Below are 14,775 nucleotides of genomic sequence, written 5' to 3' on the forward strand. Positions count from 1 at the left end.
CACAGGTTGCGCTTGCCGCAATGATCGGGCGGAGCCTACAACTCGACCATGACCTCCACCACGTACACCTCCCGCGTCTTCCCCCTCGAAACGATGGACGTGCCCGGCGGCACCGAGACCGTTCTGCGCGGCGGCCGCCACCTCTTCCCGCTGCTGCCCGAGGCCTTCGCGGGCGTCCGCCGCATCGGCGTGATCGGCTGGGGCCCGCAGGGCCGCGCCCAGGCCCGCAATGTGCGGGACTCCCTGGCCGGCACCGGCATCCGGGTGGCTGTCGGACTGCGCCCCGGCTCACCGTCGGCCGCCGACGCCCGCGCGCACGGCTTCACCGAGGACGACGGAACGCTCGGCGACTGGCTCGACGTCACCGCGGACAGCGACCTCGTGATCCTGCTGATCGCGGACGCCGCACTCGCCGCCCACCATCAGAAGATCTTCGCGGCGCTCAAACCGGGCGCCGTCATCGGCCTGTCCCACGGCTTCCTGCTCGGCCACCTGCGGGAAACCGGCGGCCAGTTCCCGTCCGGGCACGCCGTTATCGCCGTCTGCCCCAAGGGCATGGGCGACTCCGTGCGCCGTCTCTACGAGCAGGGCGCCGAGATCAACGGCGCCGGAATCAACAGCAGTTTCGCCGTGCACGCCGACCCCGACGGACGCGCCGTCGACCTCGCGCTCGGCTGGTCGGTGGCGCTCGGCTCGCCGTACACCTTCCGCACCACCCTCGACAGCGAGTACCTCTCCGACATCGTCGGCGAGCGCGCCATCCTGCTCGGCGCCGTCCACGGCATCGTCGAGAGCCTGTACGCACGCCACCGACTGGCCGGGGACGACGAGGTGACGGCGTACGAGAGGTCCTGCGAGAACGTCACGGGCCCCATCGCCCGCACCATCTCGCGCGCCGGGCTGCGGGCGGTGCGCGAGGGGCTCGACCCCGCCGGACGGGACGTCTTCGACCGCGCGTACACGGCGACGTACGCGCCCGCCCGGGAGATCGTCGCGGAGATCTACGACGAGGTCGCCGACGGCACCGAACTGCGCAGCGTGATCCTGGCCGAACGCAGGCTCGGGGCCCGTCCGATGAGTGACATCGGCGGTTCGCCGATGTGGACCGTCAGCGCTCGCGTGCACACGTTGCGGGCCGAACGCGAGCTGCCCGTCGACCCGTTCGCCGCCGGAGTGTTCGTCGCGACGATGACGGCCCAGATCGACGAGTTCGCCGAGCGCGGCCACCCCTGGTCGGAGATCGTCAACGAGTCCGTCATCGAGGCGGTCGACTCCCTGCTGCCGTACATGCACGCGCGTGATGTGGCGTACATGGTCGACAACTGCTCCCGCACGGCCCGCCTCGGTGCCCGCCGCTGGGGTCCGCGCTTCCAGGCGGCCTACGAGCAGATCGCCTTCCCGGCCGCCGGGCAACCGGCGGACACCGGCCTGTTGGCGGCCTTCGACGCCCATCCCGTGCACGAGGCGCTGGCCGCGGCCGCCAAGCTGCGGCCCTCCCTGGACATCGCCGTCGCGTAGGTCAGACGTCCTTGCAGGCGTCGGTGCGGAACTCCTCGAACGAGGCGGTCCTGTAGCCGTCCCGGTCGGCGCCGCGGACGTCACCGGCGAAGTAGCGCACCTGGCCTGGCGAGAGCTTCGCCAGGTCCGCGAGGGTGAAGGACACGTCGCCTGTGGACCATGAGCTGTCCTCGGTCCACCCGTACAGGGTGTAGGAACGACGCTGTTCCAGGGCCTTCGGCATCGGATGGCCGACGCTCCAGCCGTCGCCCCCGGTGGCCAGGGGCCATGTGACGAATTCGGTGAGCGGCCGTGCGTGACTCCACCTCGCCACGGTCTCGCTCTCGTCGCCCGTGGTCTCGGTGTACAACGTGGCGCCGTCGATGTGGCCGTGACAGACCATCAGCATGCCGAACGGTTTGCCGTCCTCGGTCACCGCGATGCCCGTGGCGCCCGCTGTCGGCACGGTGCAGCCGGTCAACGAGAACAGTGCTGCGGCGCAGGCGCCCGCGGCCGCGACGGCGTGCCGGATTCTCATGGACCCGTCCCCCTAGAAGATGCCCCACATCTTGGGCCCTCTTGAGACGCGGAACAACAGAAGTCCACCAGCTGCCTGCCGCCGCGCGCAGCCGGTCGCGGACGCGGACCACATCGGGGTTGGCGTCCGCGCCGGGCCGCTGGACGAGGAAGAGGCGCTCAGCGGCGGCTCCTCCGGGTCAGGGAGCAGCACCAGGGCACGGTGAGGGCGGCGCGGGCGGTGAGCTGTCCGCCGAAGACGCTGCGCCAGTAGCGGCGGGCGATGGGGGGTCCGCGCGCATCTCTTCGAGGAGCGGGTCCGTGAGCCCCTGGGCGACCCGCAGTTGCGGGCCGTCGGCGATCAGCGGGGCGAGCGCCGGAAGGACCCGCACACACAGCAGCTCCGAAGTGCCCGCCAGATGGACGGGCGCCGTCTGCCCGGACAGCGGTCCGCCGCCCTCGAGCAGGGCGAGGGCGGCGAGCGGGGCCGCGACCCGGCCGGCGAGCTCACGGGCGAGCGGCGTGGGCTCCACACCGCGCGGCAGGCGGGTGCACAGCTCGCGGCCCGTCTGCTGCTCCAACGTACGGATCGGGCCGTCACGGTCGGCTGCGAGAGCCCGAGCAGCGGGGCGGCCGCGGTGAACGAGCCGGAGCGGTGCACGGCCAGGAAGCGCGCAGCAGATTCAGGGCGGCGTGGGGTTTGGCGGTAAGGGACGTCGCCGGGTGGCGGGAGCCCATACCGGCGGCAACGATGAAACCCATGTGATCCGAGAGGCACCTCCATGACCACGCAGAACGCGATCAACTGGCCCGAGCGCCGGCCCCCCGCGGAGGGAGTCCCCGGCCGGCTGTCCCGGACCGCGGAGGCAGCGGAGGCCCTGCAGCCAGGCGACGCCGGGGAACTGCCCGGCGGCGGCCTCCTGACGCAGGAGACCCGGATCGGCGAGCCGGCCGCCGCCCTGGCCCAGCAGCGCCCGGACCCGAGCCCGAACCGGATGCTCAACGGTCACCACGCCTGGCTCGACGGACTGGTCCGCGCCGCCTCCGGCAAGGCAGGCTGACAGCAGGACGAGCCACCGTACTTGAGGGATCAGGAAGTCGACGTCATGACCGAGAAGCTGACCGTGAGCGTGCTGGGCACGGGCATCATGGGCGCGGCGATGGCCCGCAACATCGCCCGCGCCGGGCACACCGTGCGCGCCTGGAACCGCACCCGGGCCAAGGCCGAACCGCTCGCCGCGGAGGGTGCGTACATCGCCGACACCCCCGCCGACGCCGTGCGTGGCGCCGACATCGTCCTGACCATGCTCCACGACGGTCCCGCCGCCCTGGAGGTCATGCGCGAGGCGGCGGAGGCCCTGCGCCCCGGCGTCGCCTGGGTGCAGTCGAGCACCGCCGGCATCGAGGCGATCGGTGACCTGGCCGCCTTCGCCCGTGAGCGCGGCCTGGTGTTCTTCGACGCCCCGGTGCTGGGCACCCGCCAGCCGGCCGAGGCCGGTCAGCTGACGGTGCTGGCGGCGGGCCCGACCGCCGGCCGGGACGCCGTCGCGCCCGTCTTCGACGCGGTCGGCGCGCGCACGGTGTGGACCGGGGAGGACGGGGCGGCCGGCAGCGCCACCCGCCTGAAACTGGTGGCCAACAGCTGGGTCCTCGCGACCACGGCCGCGGCCGGTGAGGTCCTGGCCCTCTCCAAGGCCCTGGACGTGGACCCGCAGAGCTTCTTCGGGCTCATCGAAGGCGGCCCGCTCGACATGGGATACCTGCGCGCCAAGTCCGGGCTGGTCCTGGACGAGCGGTTGTCCCCGCCCCAGTTCGCCGTGGCCACCGCCGCCAAGGACGCCCGACTGATCGTCGAGGCCGGCCGGAAGAGCGGCGTCCGCCTGGACGTGGCCGCCGCGACCGCGGACCGCATGGAGCGCGCCGCCGCACAGGGTCACGCCGACGAGGACATGGCCGCCGCCTACTTCGCCAGCTTCGACGACGGGAATCCGTCCGCCTGAGTCGTCACTCCCGTACGACGCGCCGCGGCCGGGGGACCAACTCGCCGCCGCAGTTGGGGCAGACGTCCGCCATGGCCTCGCTGCACGGCACACAGAAGGTGCACTCGTAGGAGCAGATGCGGGCCGGGGCATCGGGCGGCAGAAACGCTGTCGTACAGCGCTCGCAGCGATCTCGCATTTCCAGGGCCATGTGCCGTGTCGCTCCTCACCTGCGGTTCGGTCCATCGCCACACATCGTTCCCGCCCGCCATGCGCGCGGCAGCCTCCGCACGGGACAGGGATCAGCACGATCGGGCCACTCGGCGCGGCGGCTGTGTCCTGGCCCGCGCCTCCACGTCGCCGAGCAGAAGTCGAGTCTCAAGGAGCAGTCGCCGGGCGCCGACGTACTCCTCGGGAGGTATCCGCACTGCCGCTGGCTGTACGACGACCCCGACCCCCTCCCGGCGCGAGTCTCGAGGCAGCGCAGAAAAGACAGCAGCGCAGACAAGACCAGACGAGACGCCACCGAGGAGATGACCCGAGATGCAGACCCTTGCGCACTGGGACGGCGGCCCCGGCCCGTGGATCCTGTTCGTTCCGCTGATCTGGGCGGCCGTCGTGATCGGGTTCTTCGCGGTCCTGCGCCGCACCGCCTGGCGCGGCCGCCGCGGACCGTGGCGCGCGATGGACGACCCCCGCCCCTCCGGCGATTCGCCCGTCGCCGTCCTCGGCCGCCGCTTCGCCTCCGGCGAGATCGACGAGGACGAGTACTGGCGCCGGCTGTCCGTCCTGGACGAGCAGTTCGGCCGTGCGGCGGGCAAGGGCGGTGCGGCATGACCGCGACGACCACCACGACGACCACGCCGACGGCCGCCCGGGTCGTCGACGCCGTGAAGATGTACGGCGGTGGCGACACCGCCGTACGCGCACTGGACGGGGTGACCGTGGACTTCCCGGCCGGCCGGTTCACCGCGATCATGGGGCCCTCCGGCTCCGGCAAGTCGACCCTGATGCACTGCGCGGCCGGACTCGACACGCTCACCTCGGGCACCGCCCACATCGGCGACGTGGACCTGAGCAGCCTCGACGACCGCCGGTTGACCCTCCTTCGCCGCGACCGCGTCGGCTTCGTCTTCCAGGCGTACAACCTGGTGCCGACGCTGACGGTCGCGGAGAACATCCGGCTGCCGCTGGACCTGGCCGGGGCCGAGGGCGACGCGGAGTGGATCGACGCCCTCGTCGACGTCGTCGGCCTGCGCGACCGGCTCCACCACCGGCCCTCCGAGCTCTCCGGCGGCCAGCAGCAACGCGTCGCCGTGGCGCGGGCGTTCGCCGGACGTCCCGACGTCGTCTTCGCCGACGAACCGACCGGCAACCTCGACTCCCGCTCCGGCGGGGAGGTGCTCGGCCTGCTGGGTCGCGCCGTACGCGGCATGCAGCGCACGGTCGTCATGGTCACCCACGACCCGGTCGCCGCCGCCCACGCCGACGAGGTGCTCTTCCTCGCCGACGGACGCCTGGTCGACCGGATGGAATCCCCAACCGCCGACAAGGTCCTGGACCGTATGAAAGCCTTCGAGGTGCCCTCATGAACGCCTCCGTCCGCCTGAGCGTGTCCTCCCTGCGCGCCCACAAGCGGCGCTTCGCCGGCACGTTCCTCGCCGTCTTCCTCGGCGTGGCCTTCCTGGCCGGGACACTCGTCATGGGCGACACCCTGCGCTCCAGTTTCGACACGTTGTTCGGCGACGCGACGAGCGGCACCGACGCCGTCGTCCGCAGCGCCGACGCGATCACCACGCCCGGTGAGCGCGAGGGCGTCCGCGAGCCCGTGAACACCGACCTGGTGACCACCCTCGAGAAGGTCCCCGGCGTCGCGGCCGCCGCCCCCGACATCCAGGGCGCGGGCCAGCTCGTCGGCGCGAACGGCAAGCCGATCGGCGGCAAGGGCCCGCCGACGCTCGCCGGCAACTGGATCACCGACCCGCAGCTCAACCCGTACCGGCTGGCCGAGGGCCGCGCCCCGGAGAAGCCCGGCGAGGTCGTCGTCAACCGCGGGGCCGCCGAGAGGGGCGACCTGAAGATCGGCGACACGACGACGCTCCGCACCCCCGACCCCGTCAACGTGACGATCGTCGGCCTGGCGACCTTCGGCGGCGAGGACGGCATGGCGCAGGTGACGTTCACCGGCATGACCCGGGCCGACGCCGAGAAGTACCTCACCGCCCGGCCCGGTGAGGCGGCGAGCATCCAGGTGCGGGCCGGCCCCGGCGTCGGCCAGCAGGCGCTCGTCGACAGGCTGACTCCCGTCCTGCCCAAGGGAGTCGAGGCCATCACCGGCCAGGAGTCGGCCCAGGAGAACACCGACATGATCTCCAGCCAGTTCCTGACCATCTTCACCACCTTCCTGCTGGTGTTCTCCGGCGTCGCCCTGCTGGTCGCGACATTCTCCATCCACAACACCTTCGCGATCGTCGTGGCCCAGCGCTCCCGCGAGAACGCCCTGTTGCGTGCCCTCGGCGCCTCGCGCCGCCAGGTCACCGCATCGACCCTCGTCGAGGCGAGCGCGGTCGCCGTGGCCGCGTCCGCCGCGGGCCTGGCCGGGGGCGTCGGCATCGCGGCCGGACTGCAGGCACTGTTCCCGGCGATCGGGTTCCCCTTCCCCAAGGGAGAGTTGGTGATCAGCGCGCTGTCGATGGCCCTGCCGCTCGCGGTGGGCGTCGCGGTCTGCCTCGGCTCCGCACTGCTGCCCGCCGTACGCGCCGGCCGCACCGCGCCCCTGGCCGCACTGCGCGAGACGGCCGTCGACACCTCCGGCGCCTCCCGTTTCCGCGCCGTCACCGGCATGGGCCTCGCCGCCGTCGCCGTGGCGGTGACGCTGAGCGGCGTGCTGCTGTCACCTTCCATCTGGCTGGCGGGACTCGGCGCCGTCCTGGCACTGGTGTCGTTCGTGGTGCTGGGCCCGGTCGCCTCCACGACCGCCGTACGCGTCCTCGGCGGCCCGCTCGACCGGCTCCGGGGTGTCACCGGCGGGCTCGCCCGGCGCAACGCCCTGCGCAGCCCCAGGCGGACGGCCGCCACCGCGAGTGCCCTGATGATCGGCGTGGCCGTCGTGTCGCTGTTCACGGTCTTCGGCGCCTCGTTGAAGGCCACCATGGACCAGACGGTGTCACGTTCCTTCGCGGGCGACGTCGCCGTCAGCACCCCGTCGTACGGTGCGGGCGGCAGTGGTCTCAGCCCCCGGCTCGCCGGGGCGATCCAGCGGCTGCCAGAGGTGGACACGGCCGTCGGACTCGGCCGCGGTGTCGCCCAAGTCGACGGCGAGGGAAGGGCGTTGACCGTCACAGACCCGCTCGCCCTCGAGCGGACCTTCGACCTCGGCACGGTCCGGGGCTCCCTGCGCGACCTCGGCACCGACGGCATCGCCATCACCGAGAAGGAGGCCGCCAAGCAGGGCCTCACCACGGGCGACACCGCCCGGCTCACCTTCACCGACGGGCGGACGCAACCGTTCACCGTCCGCGCCGTCTACGGCCAGTCCGAACTGGCAGGCGACTACGTCATCACCCGTGCCGCTTGGGCCCCGCACCGCACCCAGGACTCCGACACCCTGATCGCCGTCTCCTTCCGGGACGGTGTGGGCTCGGGTGCGGGCAAGGCCGCGGTGGAGAAGGTGGCCGCGCAGTACGGCAACCCCGAGGTGCAGACCCGCGACGAGTACGCGCAGTCGTCGGCCGGCGGCATCGACATGATGCTCACCCTCGTCTACGCGCTGCTCGCCCTCGCGGTGTTCATCGCCCTGCTCGGCATCGCCAACACGCTGACGCTGGCGATCCACGAACGCACCCGCGAGCTGGGTCTGCTCCGGGCCGTGGGCCAGACCCGGTCCCAGTTGCGGGCCATGGTCCGCTGGGAGTCGGTCCTGGTCGCCGCCTTCGGCACCTTGGGCGGGCTGGTCCTCGGCGCCTTCCTCGGCTGGGTGCTGGTGAAGGCCTCCGACGGGGCGAGCGACAGCGCGTTCGCCTTCGCGATGCCGCCCGCGCAACTCGCCGTGGTGGCGCTGGTGGGCCTCGCGGCCGGAGCCCTCGCGGGCCTGCGCCCCGCCCGCCGTGCGGCGCGCCTGGACGTGCTGCGGGCCATCGCCACCGAGTGACGTCCCGACGGACGACGTACGTGCGAAGGGAAGGACGGTCACCGCCCGGTCAGCCGGCAACGGCGGACCGGGCGGGAGCGTGTGCCGGCCTGCGGCCGTCGGCCGAGAGATCGATGTCCGCGAACGTGCGCGAGGGTTTCTCCCCGGCCGTACGACGCGACGGACGCGTCGGCTGTGTACGGGCGGCCGTCGGCGTCGGCAGGGTGAACCACACGACCTTGCCGGACTCGCCGTCCGGCCGGGCTCCCCAGCTCTCGCTCACCGCGGCGACCATGGCCAGCCCCCGCCCGCAGGTGGCGAGCGTGTCGACGTCCTCCACGACGGGCAGGCGCGGATCGTGGTCGCGCACCGAGACCATCAGCCGGTCCAGCAGCAGTTCGATCTCCACGGTGCACGTCTTGTCGGGCTCGGCATGCCGGTGGACGTTGGCCAGCAGCTCCGTCACACCGAGCGCGGCGCGGTCTATCAGAGCGTCCAGATGCCAGTAACGCAACTGCGCCGATACGATTCTGCGGACCTGGCCGATCCGCGACGGCAGGGCTTGGAGCTCCACCGCACAGTGCCTGCTTGGGTTGCTGATCACGGCTGCGACTCCCCGACGTGAGGTCCGGAAGAACACGGAGTTCGGATCGAATCCAGCAGAGCGCCTGCGCGAAGCGGCCGCCTGCTGTCGTGGCCGGCGGGCTGGTTCGCAGCGTTATCGCCGGTAAACCCAGAGTGACGTGAGACCAGCGTGACTCAGGGGGTGCGGTCCCGCAACTCGCCGTTGTTCAGCGGTTACGCCCCGCAGCCTTCCGTACGGCCTCGATGAACCGGCGCGCCGCGGGCGGCCCGGGCTCGCCCGGCGCGGGGTCGTGATCGCCCAGGGTCAGCAGGTACCGTGTGCCGTTGACGTCGGCCAGTGCCCGGTCCTCCGGTGCGAACCACGGCTTCGACGCGCGTACCGCCTGCACCGGCGCGCTGTCGATCTCGCTGCCGTAACTGGTCAGCAACTCCAGCCTGCCGTCGCTGATCCGTACCTGCCCGGCCCGGGTGAGCGAGCGCAGTCTCTTCCCGATCCGCACGCCCGTGGCCGTGAACTCCGGCTCCGCCATGCCCCGCCCCCTTGTGCGCGTGGATGCGCCGGCCCTTCTGTGCGTGGGCCGGGATCCGGCTCGTGTCGTGATCCAGTGTGCGCCCCCGTTCGGGACCTCCGTCCCGCGCCGTGCAGTCTGCCTGCGTACGGCGTCGAGCACCAGTACGCGCGACGCGCTTGCCGGGGGCGCCCGGAGCACTCGGCGAATGCGCCCCCACAACCTGCGCCATCCGTCGGCACACGATGGCCCCAGGCTGCCTTTGAGACGCTCAAAGGAGCGTTTATGCAGGTGAGAAGCGTGTGGAAGGTGTCTATGATCGGTGCGTCGGCCGCGCGATCCGCAGTCGGCGCAGAGCGTAAGGAGCCCGCCGTGAGCACCACTCAGCAGAGCCGGACCGGCGCTACCCTCGATGTCGACCACAGCGACACGGCCTACCGCGCGTGGCTGAAACAAGCCGTCCGCAAGGTCCAGGCCGACGCCAACCGTTCCGCCGACACCCACCTACTGCGGTTCCCGCTGCCGGAGAAGTGGGGTATCGACCTGTACCTCAAGGACGAGTCGACCCACCCGACCGGCAGCCTCAAGCACCGCCTCGCCCGCTCCCTCTTCCTCTACGGCCTGTGCAATGGCTGGATCCGGCCGGGACGCCCGGTGATCGAGGCGTCCAGCGGCTCCACGGCCGTCTCCGAGGCGTACTTCGCCAAGCTGATCGGCGTGCCCTTCATCGCCGTCATGCCCCGCACGACCAGCGCCGAGAAGTGCCGCCTCATCGAGTTCCACGGCGGGCAGTGCCACTTCGTGGACGACTCGCGCAAAATGTACGAGGAGTCCGCACGACTCGCGGCCGAGACCGGCGGCCACTACATGGACCAGTTCACCTACGCGGAACGGGCCACGGACTGGCGCGGCAACAACAACATCGCCGAGTCCGTCTTCCGGCAGCTGCGCCTCGAGCGGTTCCCTGAGCCCGCGTGGATCGTCGCCACGGCCGGCACCGGCGGCACCTCGGCGACCATCGCGCGCTACGTCCACTACATGCAGTACGACACCCGCATCTGTGTCGCCGACCCGGAGAACTCGTGTTTCTTCGAGGGCTGGACCACCGGCGATCCGGACGTCACCTGCGACTGCGGCTCCCGCATCGAAGGCATCGGACGGCCGCGCATGGAGCCGAGCTTCGTGCCCGGCGCCATCGACCGGATGATGAAGGTGCCCGACGCGGCAGGCATCGCCGCCGTACGCGCACTGGAGCAGGCCATCGGCCGCAAGGCGGGCGGCTCGACGGGCACCGGGCTGTGGAGCGCTCTGAAGATCGTCGCCGAGATGGTGGCCGAGGGACGCCGGGGGAGCGTGGTCACCCTGCTGTGCGACCCCGGCGACCGCTACCTCGACAAGTACTACTCGGACGCGTGGCTGGCGGAGCAGGGCCTCGACATCGCGCCGTACACCGCGGCGATCAACTCGCTCCTCGAGACGGGGGTCTGGTCCTGCTGACCGGACTTCGGTCCACCCGCCCCCTCAGGACACCAGCCGCCGGTCCAGCGACGTCACCGCGTCCCGGAAGGCCCGCCCGAGACCGGCCCGGGCCGCCCGGAGAACGACCCGGATGACCCCCGATCCGTCGGCCGCGAAGGTCCACCGGACGTGCGTACCGGTGCCGGCCGGAGCGAGGCGCCACTCCTCGACCAGCGCCCGGACTCCCGGCGCGTTGGTGACGTCGACGCGGTAGGCGTACACCTCGGGTTCCTTGGCCGCGAGCACCGTCTCCTCGAAGAACGCGCCGCCCTTCAAGCGGATCTCGCGTCCCGCCCCGCCGCCGGTCGGCCGGGCCAGCGTCACCGCCGAGAACCAGTCGGTCCAGCCGGGCACGTCCTCGGCGAGCGCGCGGAAGACCGCTTCGGGGGCTGCGGAGATCCGTCGCTCGAAGACCAAGCGCACGGGGGCGGTCTCGACGAAGTCGAGCCCTGCCGGACGCAGACGGTGAGCCATGGGCGACACTCCCTTTTGCCGACTCCGGGCCTGGGCAGCGTTCACCATAGCTGGCGTCCCGTCAGATGTCCGCACCCTCACCGGGCTCGCCCGCCACGACCAGCCGAAGGTGTTCGGAGATCTCCTCACGCGCCTCGGCCGGCAGTCCGGCGTCGGTCACCAGCGTGTCGACCTGCTCCAGCGCGGCGAACGAACTCAGGCCCACCACGCCCCACTTGGTGTGGTCGGCGACCACCACGACCCGGCGCGCCGACTGCACCAGCCGCCGGTTGGTCTCGGCCTCCGCGAGGTTCGGCGTCGACAGACCGGCCTCGAGCGATATCCCGTGCACTCCGAGGAACAGCACGTCGAAGTGGAGCGCCGCGATCGCCTGGTCGGCCACCGGCCCCACCAGCGAGTCGGACGGGGTGCGCACCCCGCCGGTCAGCACCACCGTGGCCGCGCCTTGCCGCTGGCCCGAGGTGCGCTGCGCGGCGTGGAAGACGTCGGCGACCCGCACCGAGTTGGTGACGACCGTGAGATCCGGGACCTCGACGAGATGGTGCGCCAGCGCGTACGTCGTCGTACCGCCCGACAGCGCGATCGCACTGCCCGGGGCGACCAGCTCCGCAGCGGCCTGCGCGATGTCCTCCTTGGCGGTCAGCTCCAGACCCGACTTGGCCTCGAAGCCCGGCTCGTGCGTGCTCGCCTCGACCACCGGCACCGCGCCGCCGTGCACCTTCTCCAGGACGCCCTGCCGGGCGAGCGAGTCGAGGTCGCGGCGGACCGTCATGTCCGACACGCCGAGCTTGCGGGTCAGTTCGTTGACGCGGACGCCGCCACGGCGCCGGACCTCGTCCAGGATCAGGGCGCGGCGCTGCTCCGCGAGGAGGTTCTGATTCTCACTCACGTGCGCTCCGGTCCTTTCGCCGCAATCCGTCCGACACGCCCACCCACCTGCTGTGACGAGGCCATTCTCCCCGCTTTCGGGTGTGCGGGCGTCCCATCCTCGCACGGGAGGGCGCGAGCTGTGCCACCACCCCGACGCGCGCATGTCATGCGTGCGTCATGATTCCTCCCGTTGTCACACGGATCGGGGAGATTCCGTGACGAGAGGTGTGCGTGGATCCCCGGAGGAGAGATCCTTGTGCACGCACGGACACATGTCTACGGCGTGTCACGGGGGAAGTGCAAACAGTGGAACATCTCTCCGCGGGCGGGACCGCCCTGGAACTCCTGGTGCACGGGGTGGGTGGCGCCACGCCCGAGAAGATGCTCAATGATCCGCGCACGGTGCGGATCACCGGCGACGACACGGCGGCCGTGTACCGGCGCGCCGACGACGCCGACGCGGACAGCAGACCCGGCGACCGCCGCGGCGGGCCGGTGCCCGAGGCGTATGTCTGGTCCAACCTCACCTCCGGCAACGGCACGCGGGCCCTGTGGCTGTTGCTGCTGCCGTTCATGGTGGTCAACCTCGCCCACTGGATGCGTCCCACCGCCCGCGGCCGCTTGCGCACGGTGCGCCTGTACGGGCTGCTGGTGCGGCTGGCCGGACTGACCCTGACCGTGCTGCTGGTCGCGGCCGCCTGCGAGGTCGCCCTCGACCTGACGGCCTGGCAGTGCGCGGGCACACGCACATGTGCCGAACGGCACTCCTGGCTGGGCTTCCTTTCGCCCGCGGTGTCGGAAGGCGGCTGGTGGAGCCGGCCAGGACGCAGGCTCGGCCTCGCGGCCCTGGTGCCCACCGCCCTCACCGGCCTGCTGTGGTACCTCTCCCATCGCACCTGGCGCGCGTACGAGTCCCAGGAACCCCTGGACCGCACCCCCGAACCCGACGAGGAGACCGACCGCACGGCACTGGGCCGGCCCGGCTTCTGGTACGGACGTCGTCTGGTGGCCCGGCTGCGCGCGGCGCACACCGCCGCCGGTCTGCTGACCGTGGCCGCCGCGGTCGGCTCGGCGGCCGCACGCTTCGACCGCCGTCCCGGCGGACCGGCGGCCCTCGACGCGGCGGGGTGGCTCCTGATGGCGGCGCTCGCCGCCGGAGCGGCCGCCGTGGTGGGCGTGGTGTGCCTGCGGGGCCGCAGCGAGCACCGCCTCGACCGGGAACTCGACGAGCACCTCGTACGACGCCTGCCGCTCGGTGCGCTCGTCCTGCTCGCCCTCGCCCTGGTGTACGCCGGGTGGGAGCGCCCGGGATGGCACTCGGACGGGCGGCTGCCGGGCGACGCGACCTTCGGCGCCATCGCCCTCGTACAGGGCCTGATCGTGATCGCCCTCGCCGTGGCCGCCCACCTCCTGCACCGCACCCACCCCGACGCGCGCGCCGCGATGCGCGGCCTCGGCGGGCCCGCCGTCGCGATGCTCGCCTGTGCCCTCGGCGGCGTGATGTCCGGCGGTGTGTCCCAGCGGGTCGCCGACTGGCTGGACGGCACCCGGACCTCCCTCGCGGGGCCACCGGTGCTGCTGACGTGGCAGGCCTCCGTGATCCCGCCGCTGCTGCTGGTGCTGCTGGTGCTCTGCGCCTGGCTCGGCCGGTGGACCTGGCGACTGTCCCGCGCAGAGCGGGCCGCGGTGGCGCACGACCATCCGGGGGAGGCGGAGGACGAGGCCCGCACCCGCCGCATCGCGCGCGCCCGCGCGATGGCCTCCCTCACCGACAAGGGACCCCTCGTCGTCGCCGTCACCTCCACCACGACCCTTGTCCTCGGCGCCGGGGCGCTGGTGGGGGCCATGGCGACCGACCGGACGCCGGGCCTGGCCGCGCAGCACGCCTACGGCCTGATCCAGGGGGCGGCGGAAACGGCCCAGGCCCTGGGCTCCTGGCTGATCGGATTAGGCTTCGTCCTCTTCGTCACCTGGGGCCGCCGTGCCTACAAGGACGCCTCCGCGCGCCGCACCATCGGCATCCTCTGGGACGTCGGCACCTTCTGGCCGCGCGCCGCCCACCCCTTCGCACCACCGTGCTACGCGGAGCGCGCGGTCCCCGACCTGACCTGGCGGATGGCGACGTGGACGGAGATCACCGGCGGACGCCTGGTGATCTCCGGGCATTCCCAGGGAAGCGTGCTCGCGGCCGCGGCGGCCTGGCAGCTGACGCCGTCCGTCCGCAAGCGGGTCGCCCTGCTGACGTACGGCTCCCCGCTCGAGCGCCTCTACGGCCGCTGGTTCCCGGCCCACTTCGGCCCGGCCGCGCTCAGCTCCCTGCACCGTGAGGTCGACTGCTGGCGCAACCTCCACCGGCTCACCGACCCCATCGGCGGCCCTGTCCGGCTGCCCGGCGACTGCGGCCCCGAGGTGGACCGCGCCCCCCTTGCGGACCCGTTGGCGTACGGCCGCACACCGGAGCATCCGCTCCCCGCTGCGATCCTGGGCCACTCCGACTACCAGGCGGACCCGGCGTTCGCCGAGGAACGGGAGCGGCTGCTGGGGCGGCTGCGCCCCGAGGTGCCGACGCAGCGCTAGGCCTGTCCGGCGGGTCAAGTCTCAGGGGAGCAGCGCTATCTGGTCAGCGTCGGTGAGCGGGGCGTCCAGCTGCAAGGCGGAACAGGGCGTCGACGCGATGCGGGGTCCCCCGCTCGAGCGA

At 72.4% G+C, this 14,775-nt stretch carries 14 protein-coding genes and 1 pseudogene; 8 read left to right on the plus strand and 7 right to left on the minus strand.

All coding sequences use genetic code 11. The features are described from left to right. Positions 1–48 precede the first annotated feature (48 nt). Entirely contained in the window at positions 49–1,518 is a 1,470-nt protein-coding gene (locus ABZO29_RS40195; RefSeq protein WP_367325125.1) for a ketol-acid reductoisomerase, read from the plus strand. A gap of 1 nt (position 1,519) precedes the next feature. Here ABZO29_RS40195 and ABZO29_RS40200 read toward each other — a convergent pair whose 3' ends face one another. Together ABZO29_RS40200 and ABZO29_RS40205 are read right to left on the minus strand one after the other, a co-directional pair. Beyond that, entirely contained in the window at positions 1,520–2,035 is a 516-nt protein-coding gene (locus ABZO29_RS40200) for a hypothetical protein (RefSeq protein ID WP_367325126.1), read from the minus strand. A gap of 67 nt (positions 2,036–2,102) precedes the next feature. Next, a pseudogene (locus tag ABZO29_RS40205) lies at positions 2,103–2,751 on the minus strand (LysR family transcriptional regulator); the annotation flags it as partial. Between the two features lie 44 nt (positions 2,752–2,795). Here ABZO29_RS40205 and ABZO29_RS40210 point away from each other — a divergent pair. Together ABZO29_RS40210 and ABZO29_RS40215 are read left to right on the plus strand one after the other, a co-directional pair. Next, on the plus strand, positions 2,796–3,074 hold the full coding sequence (locus ABZO29_RS40210; protein ID WP_367325127.1) for a hypothetical protein: 279 nt from the start codon (positions 2,796–2,798) through the stop codon (positions 3,072–3,074). 45 nt (positions 3,075–3,119) lie between these two features. Beyond that, positions 3,120–4,013 (plus strand): NAD(P)-dependent oxidoreductase, encoded by an 894-nt coding sequence (locus ABZO29_RS40215; protein WP_367325128.1) that lies wholly within the window; start codon positions 3,120–3,122, stop codon positions 4,011–4,013. A gap of 4 nt (positions 4,014–4,017) precedes the next feature. Here ABZO29_RS40215 and ABZO29_RS40220 read toward each other — a convergent pair whose 3' ends face one another. Continuing rightward, a complete protein-coding gene (locus ABZO29_RS40220; protein WP_367325129.1) occupies positions 4,018–4,203 on the minus strand; it encodes a DUF1272 domain-containing protein in 186 nt (61 codons plus the stop codon). Positions 4,204–4,535: 332 nt separating this feature from the next. On the opposite strand from ABZO29_RS40220, the gene ABZO29_RS40225 reads away from it, so the two are divergent. Genes ABZO29_RS40225 through ABZO29_RS40235 form a run of 3 tightly spaced genes read left to right on the plus strand, consistent with a single transcriptional unit; the run spans position 4,536 to position 8,142 of the window. Beyond that, positions 4,536–4,829: an SHOCT domain-containing protein gene (locus ABZO29_RS40225; RefSeq protein ID WP_367325130.1), complete on the plus strand. Its 294-nt coding sequence runs from the start codon at positions 4,536–4,538 to the stop codon at positions 4,827–4,829. Further along, positions 4,826–5,584: an ABC transporter ATP-binding protein gene (locus tag ABZO29_RS40230; RefSeq protein WP_367325131.1), complete on the plus strand. Its 759-nt coding sequence runs from the start codon at positions 4,826–4,828 to the stop codon at positions 5,582–5,584. The genes ABZO29_RS40225 and ABZO29_RS40230 overlap by 4 nt, the downstream gene beginning before the upstream one ends. Further along, on the plus strand, positions 5,581–8,142 hold the full coding sequence (locus ABZO29_RS40235) for an ABC transporter permease (protein WP_367325132.1): 2,562 nt from the start codon (positions 5,581–5,583) through the stop codon (positions 8,140–8,142). Before ABZO29_RS40230 ends, ABZO29_RS40235 begins: the two co-directional genes overlap by 4 nt. Before the next feature lie 49 nt (positions 8,143–8,191). Here ABZO29_RS40235 and ABZO29_RS40240 read toward each other — a convergent pair whose 3' ends face one another. Both ABZO29_RS40240 and ABZO29_RS40245 read right to left on the minus strand, forming a co-directional pair. Continuing rightward, positions 8,192–8,725, minus strand: a complete 534-nt coding sequence (locus tag ABZO29_RS40240; protein WP_367325133.1) for an ATP-binding protein — start codon at positions 8,723–8,725, stop codon at positions 8,192–8,194. A 187-nt stretch (positions 8,726–8,912) separates the two neighbouring features. Then, entirely contained in the window at positions 8,913–9,236 is a 324-nt protein-coding gene (locus ABZO29_RS40245) for a hypothetical protein (protein WP_367325134.1), read from the minus strand. Positions 9,237–9,587: 351 nt separating this feature from the next. Here ABZO29_RS40245 and ABZO29_RS40250 point away from each other — a divergent pair, with 351 nt between their 5' ends. Beyond that, positions 9,588–10,712, plus strand: coding sequence for a PLP-dependent cysteine synthase family protein (locus ABZO29_RS40250; protein WP_367325135.1), 1,125 nt, complete (start codon positions 9,588–9,590; stop codon positions 10,710–10,712). Positions 10,713–10,736: 24 nt separating this feature from the next. Here the strand turns inward: ABZO29_RS40250 and ABZO29_RS40255 are convergent, their stop codons facing one another. Together ABZO29_RS40255 and ABZO29_RS40260 are read right to left on the minus strand one after the other, a co-directional pair. Beyond that, a complete protein-coding gene (locus tag ABZO29_RS40255; protein ID WP_367325136.1) occupies positions 10,737–11,207 on the minus strand; it encodes an SRPBCC family protein in 471 nt (156 codons plus the stop codon). A 61-nt stretch (positions 11,208–11,268) separates the two neighbouring features. Further along, complete coding sequence (locus ABZO29_RS40260) at positions 11,269–12,096, minus strand: DeoR/GlpR family DNA-binding transcription regulator (RefSeq protein ID WP_367325137.1); 828 nt, start codon at positions 12,094–12,096, stop codon at positions 11,269–11,271. Between the two features lie 287 nt (positions 12,097–12,383). On the opposite strand from ABZO29_RS40260, the gene ABZO29_RS40265 reads away from it, so the two are divergent. Continuing rightward, positions 12,384–14,654, plus strand: coding sequence for a hypothetical protein (locus ABZO29_RS40265; protein WP_367325138.1), 2,271 nt, complete (start codon positions 12,384–12,386; stop codon positions 14,652–14,654). The last annotated feature ends 121 nt before the right edge of the window (positions 14,655–14,775 follow it).

The sequence above is a fragment of the Streptomyces sp. HUAS ZL42 genome, from assembly GCF_040782645.1.
Classification (GTDB): domain Bacteria; phylum Actinomycetota; class Actinomycetes; order Streptomycetales; family Streptomycetaceae; genus Streptomyces.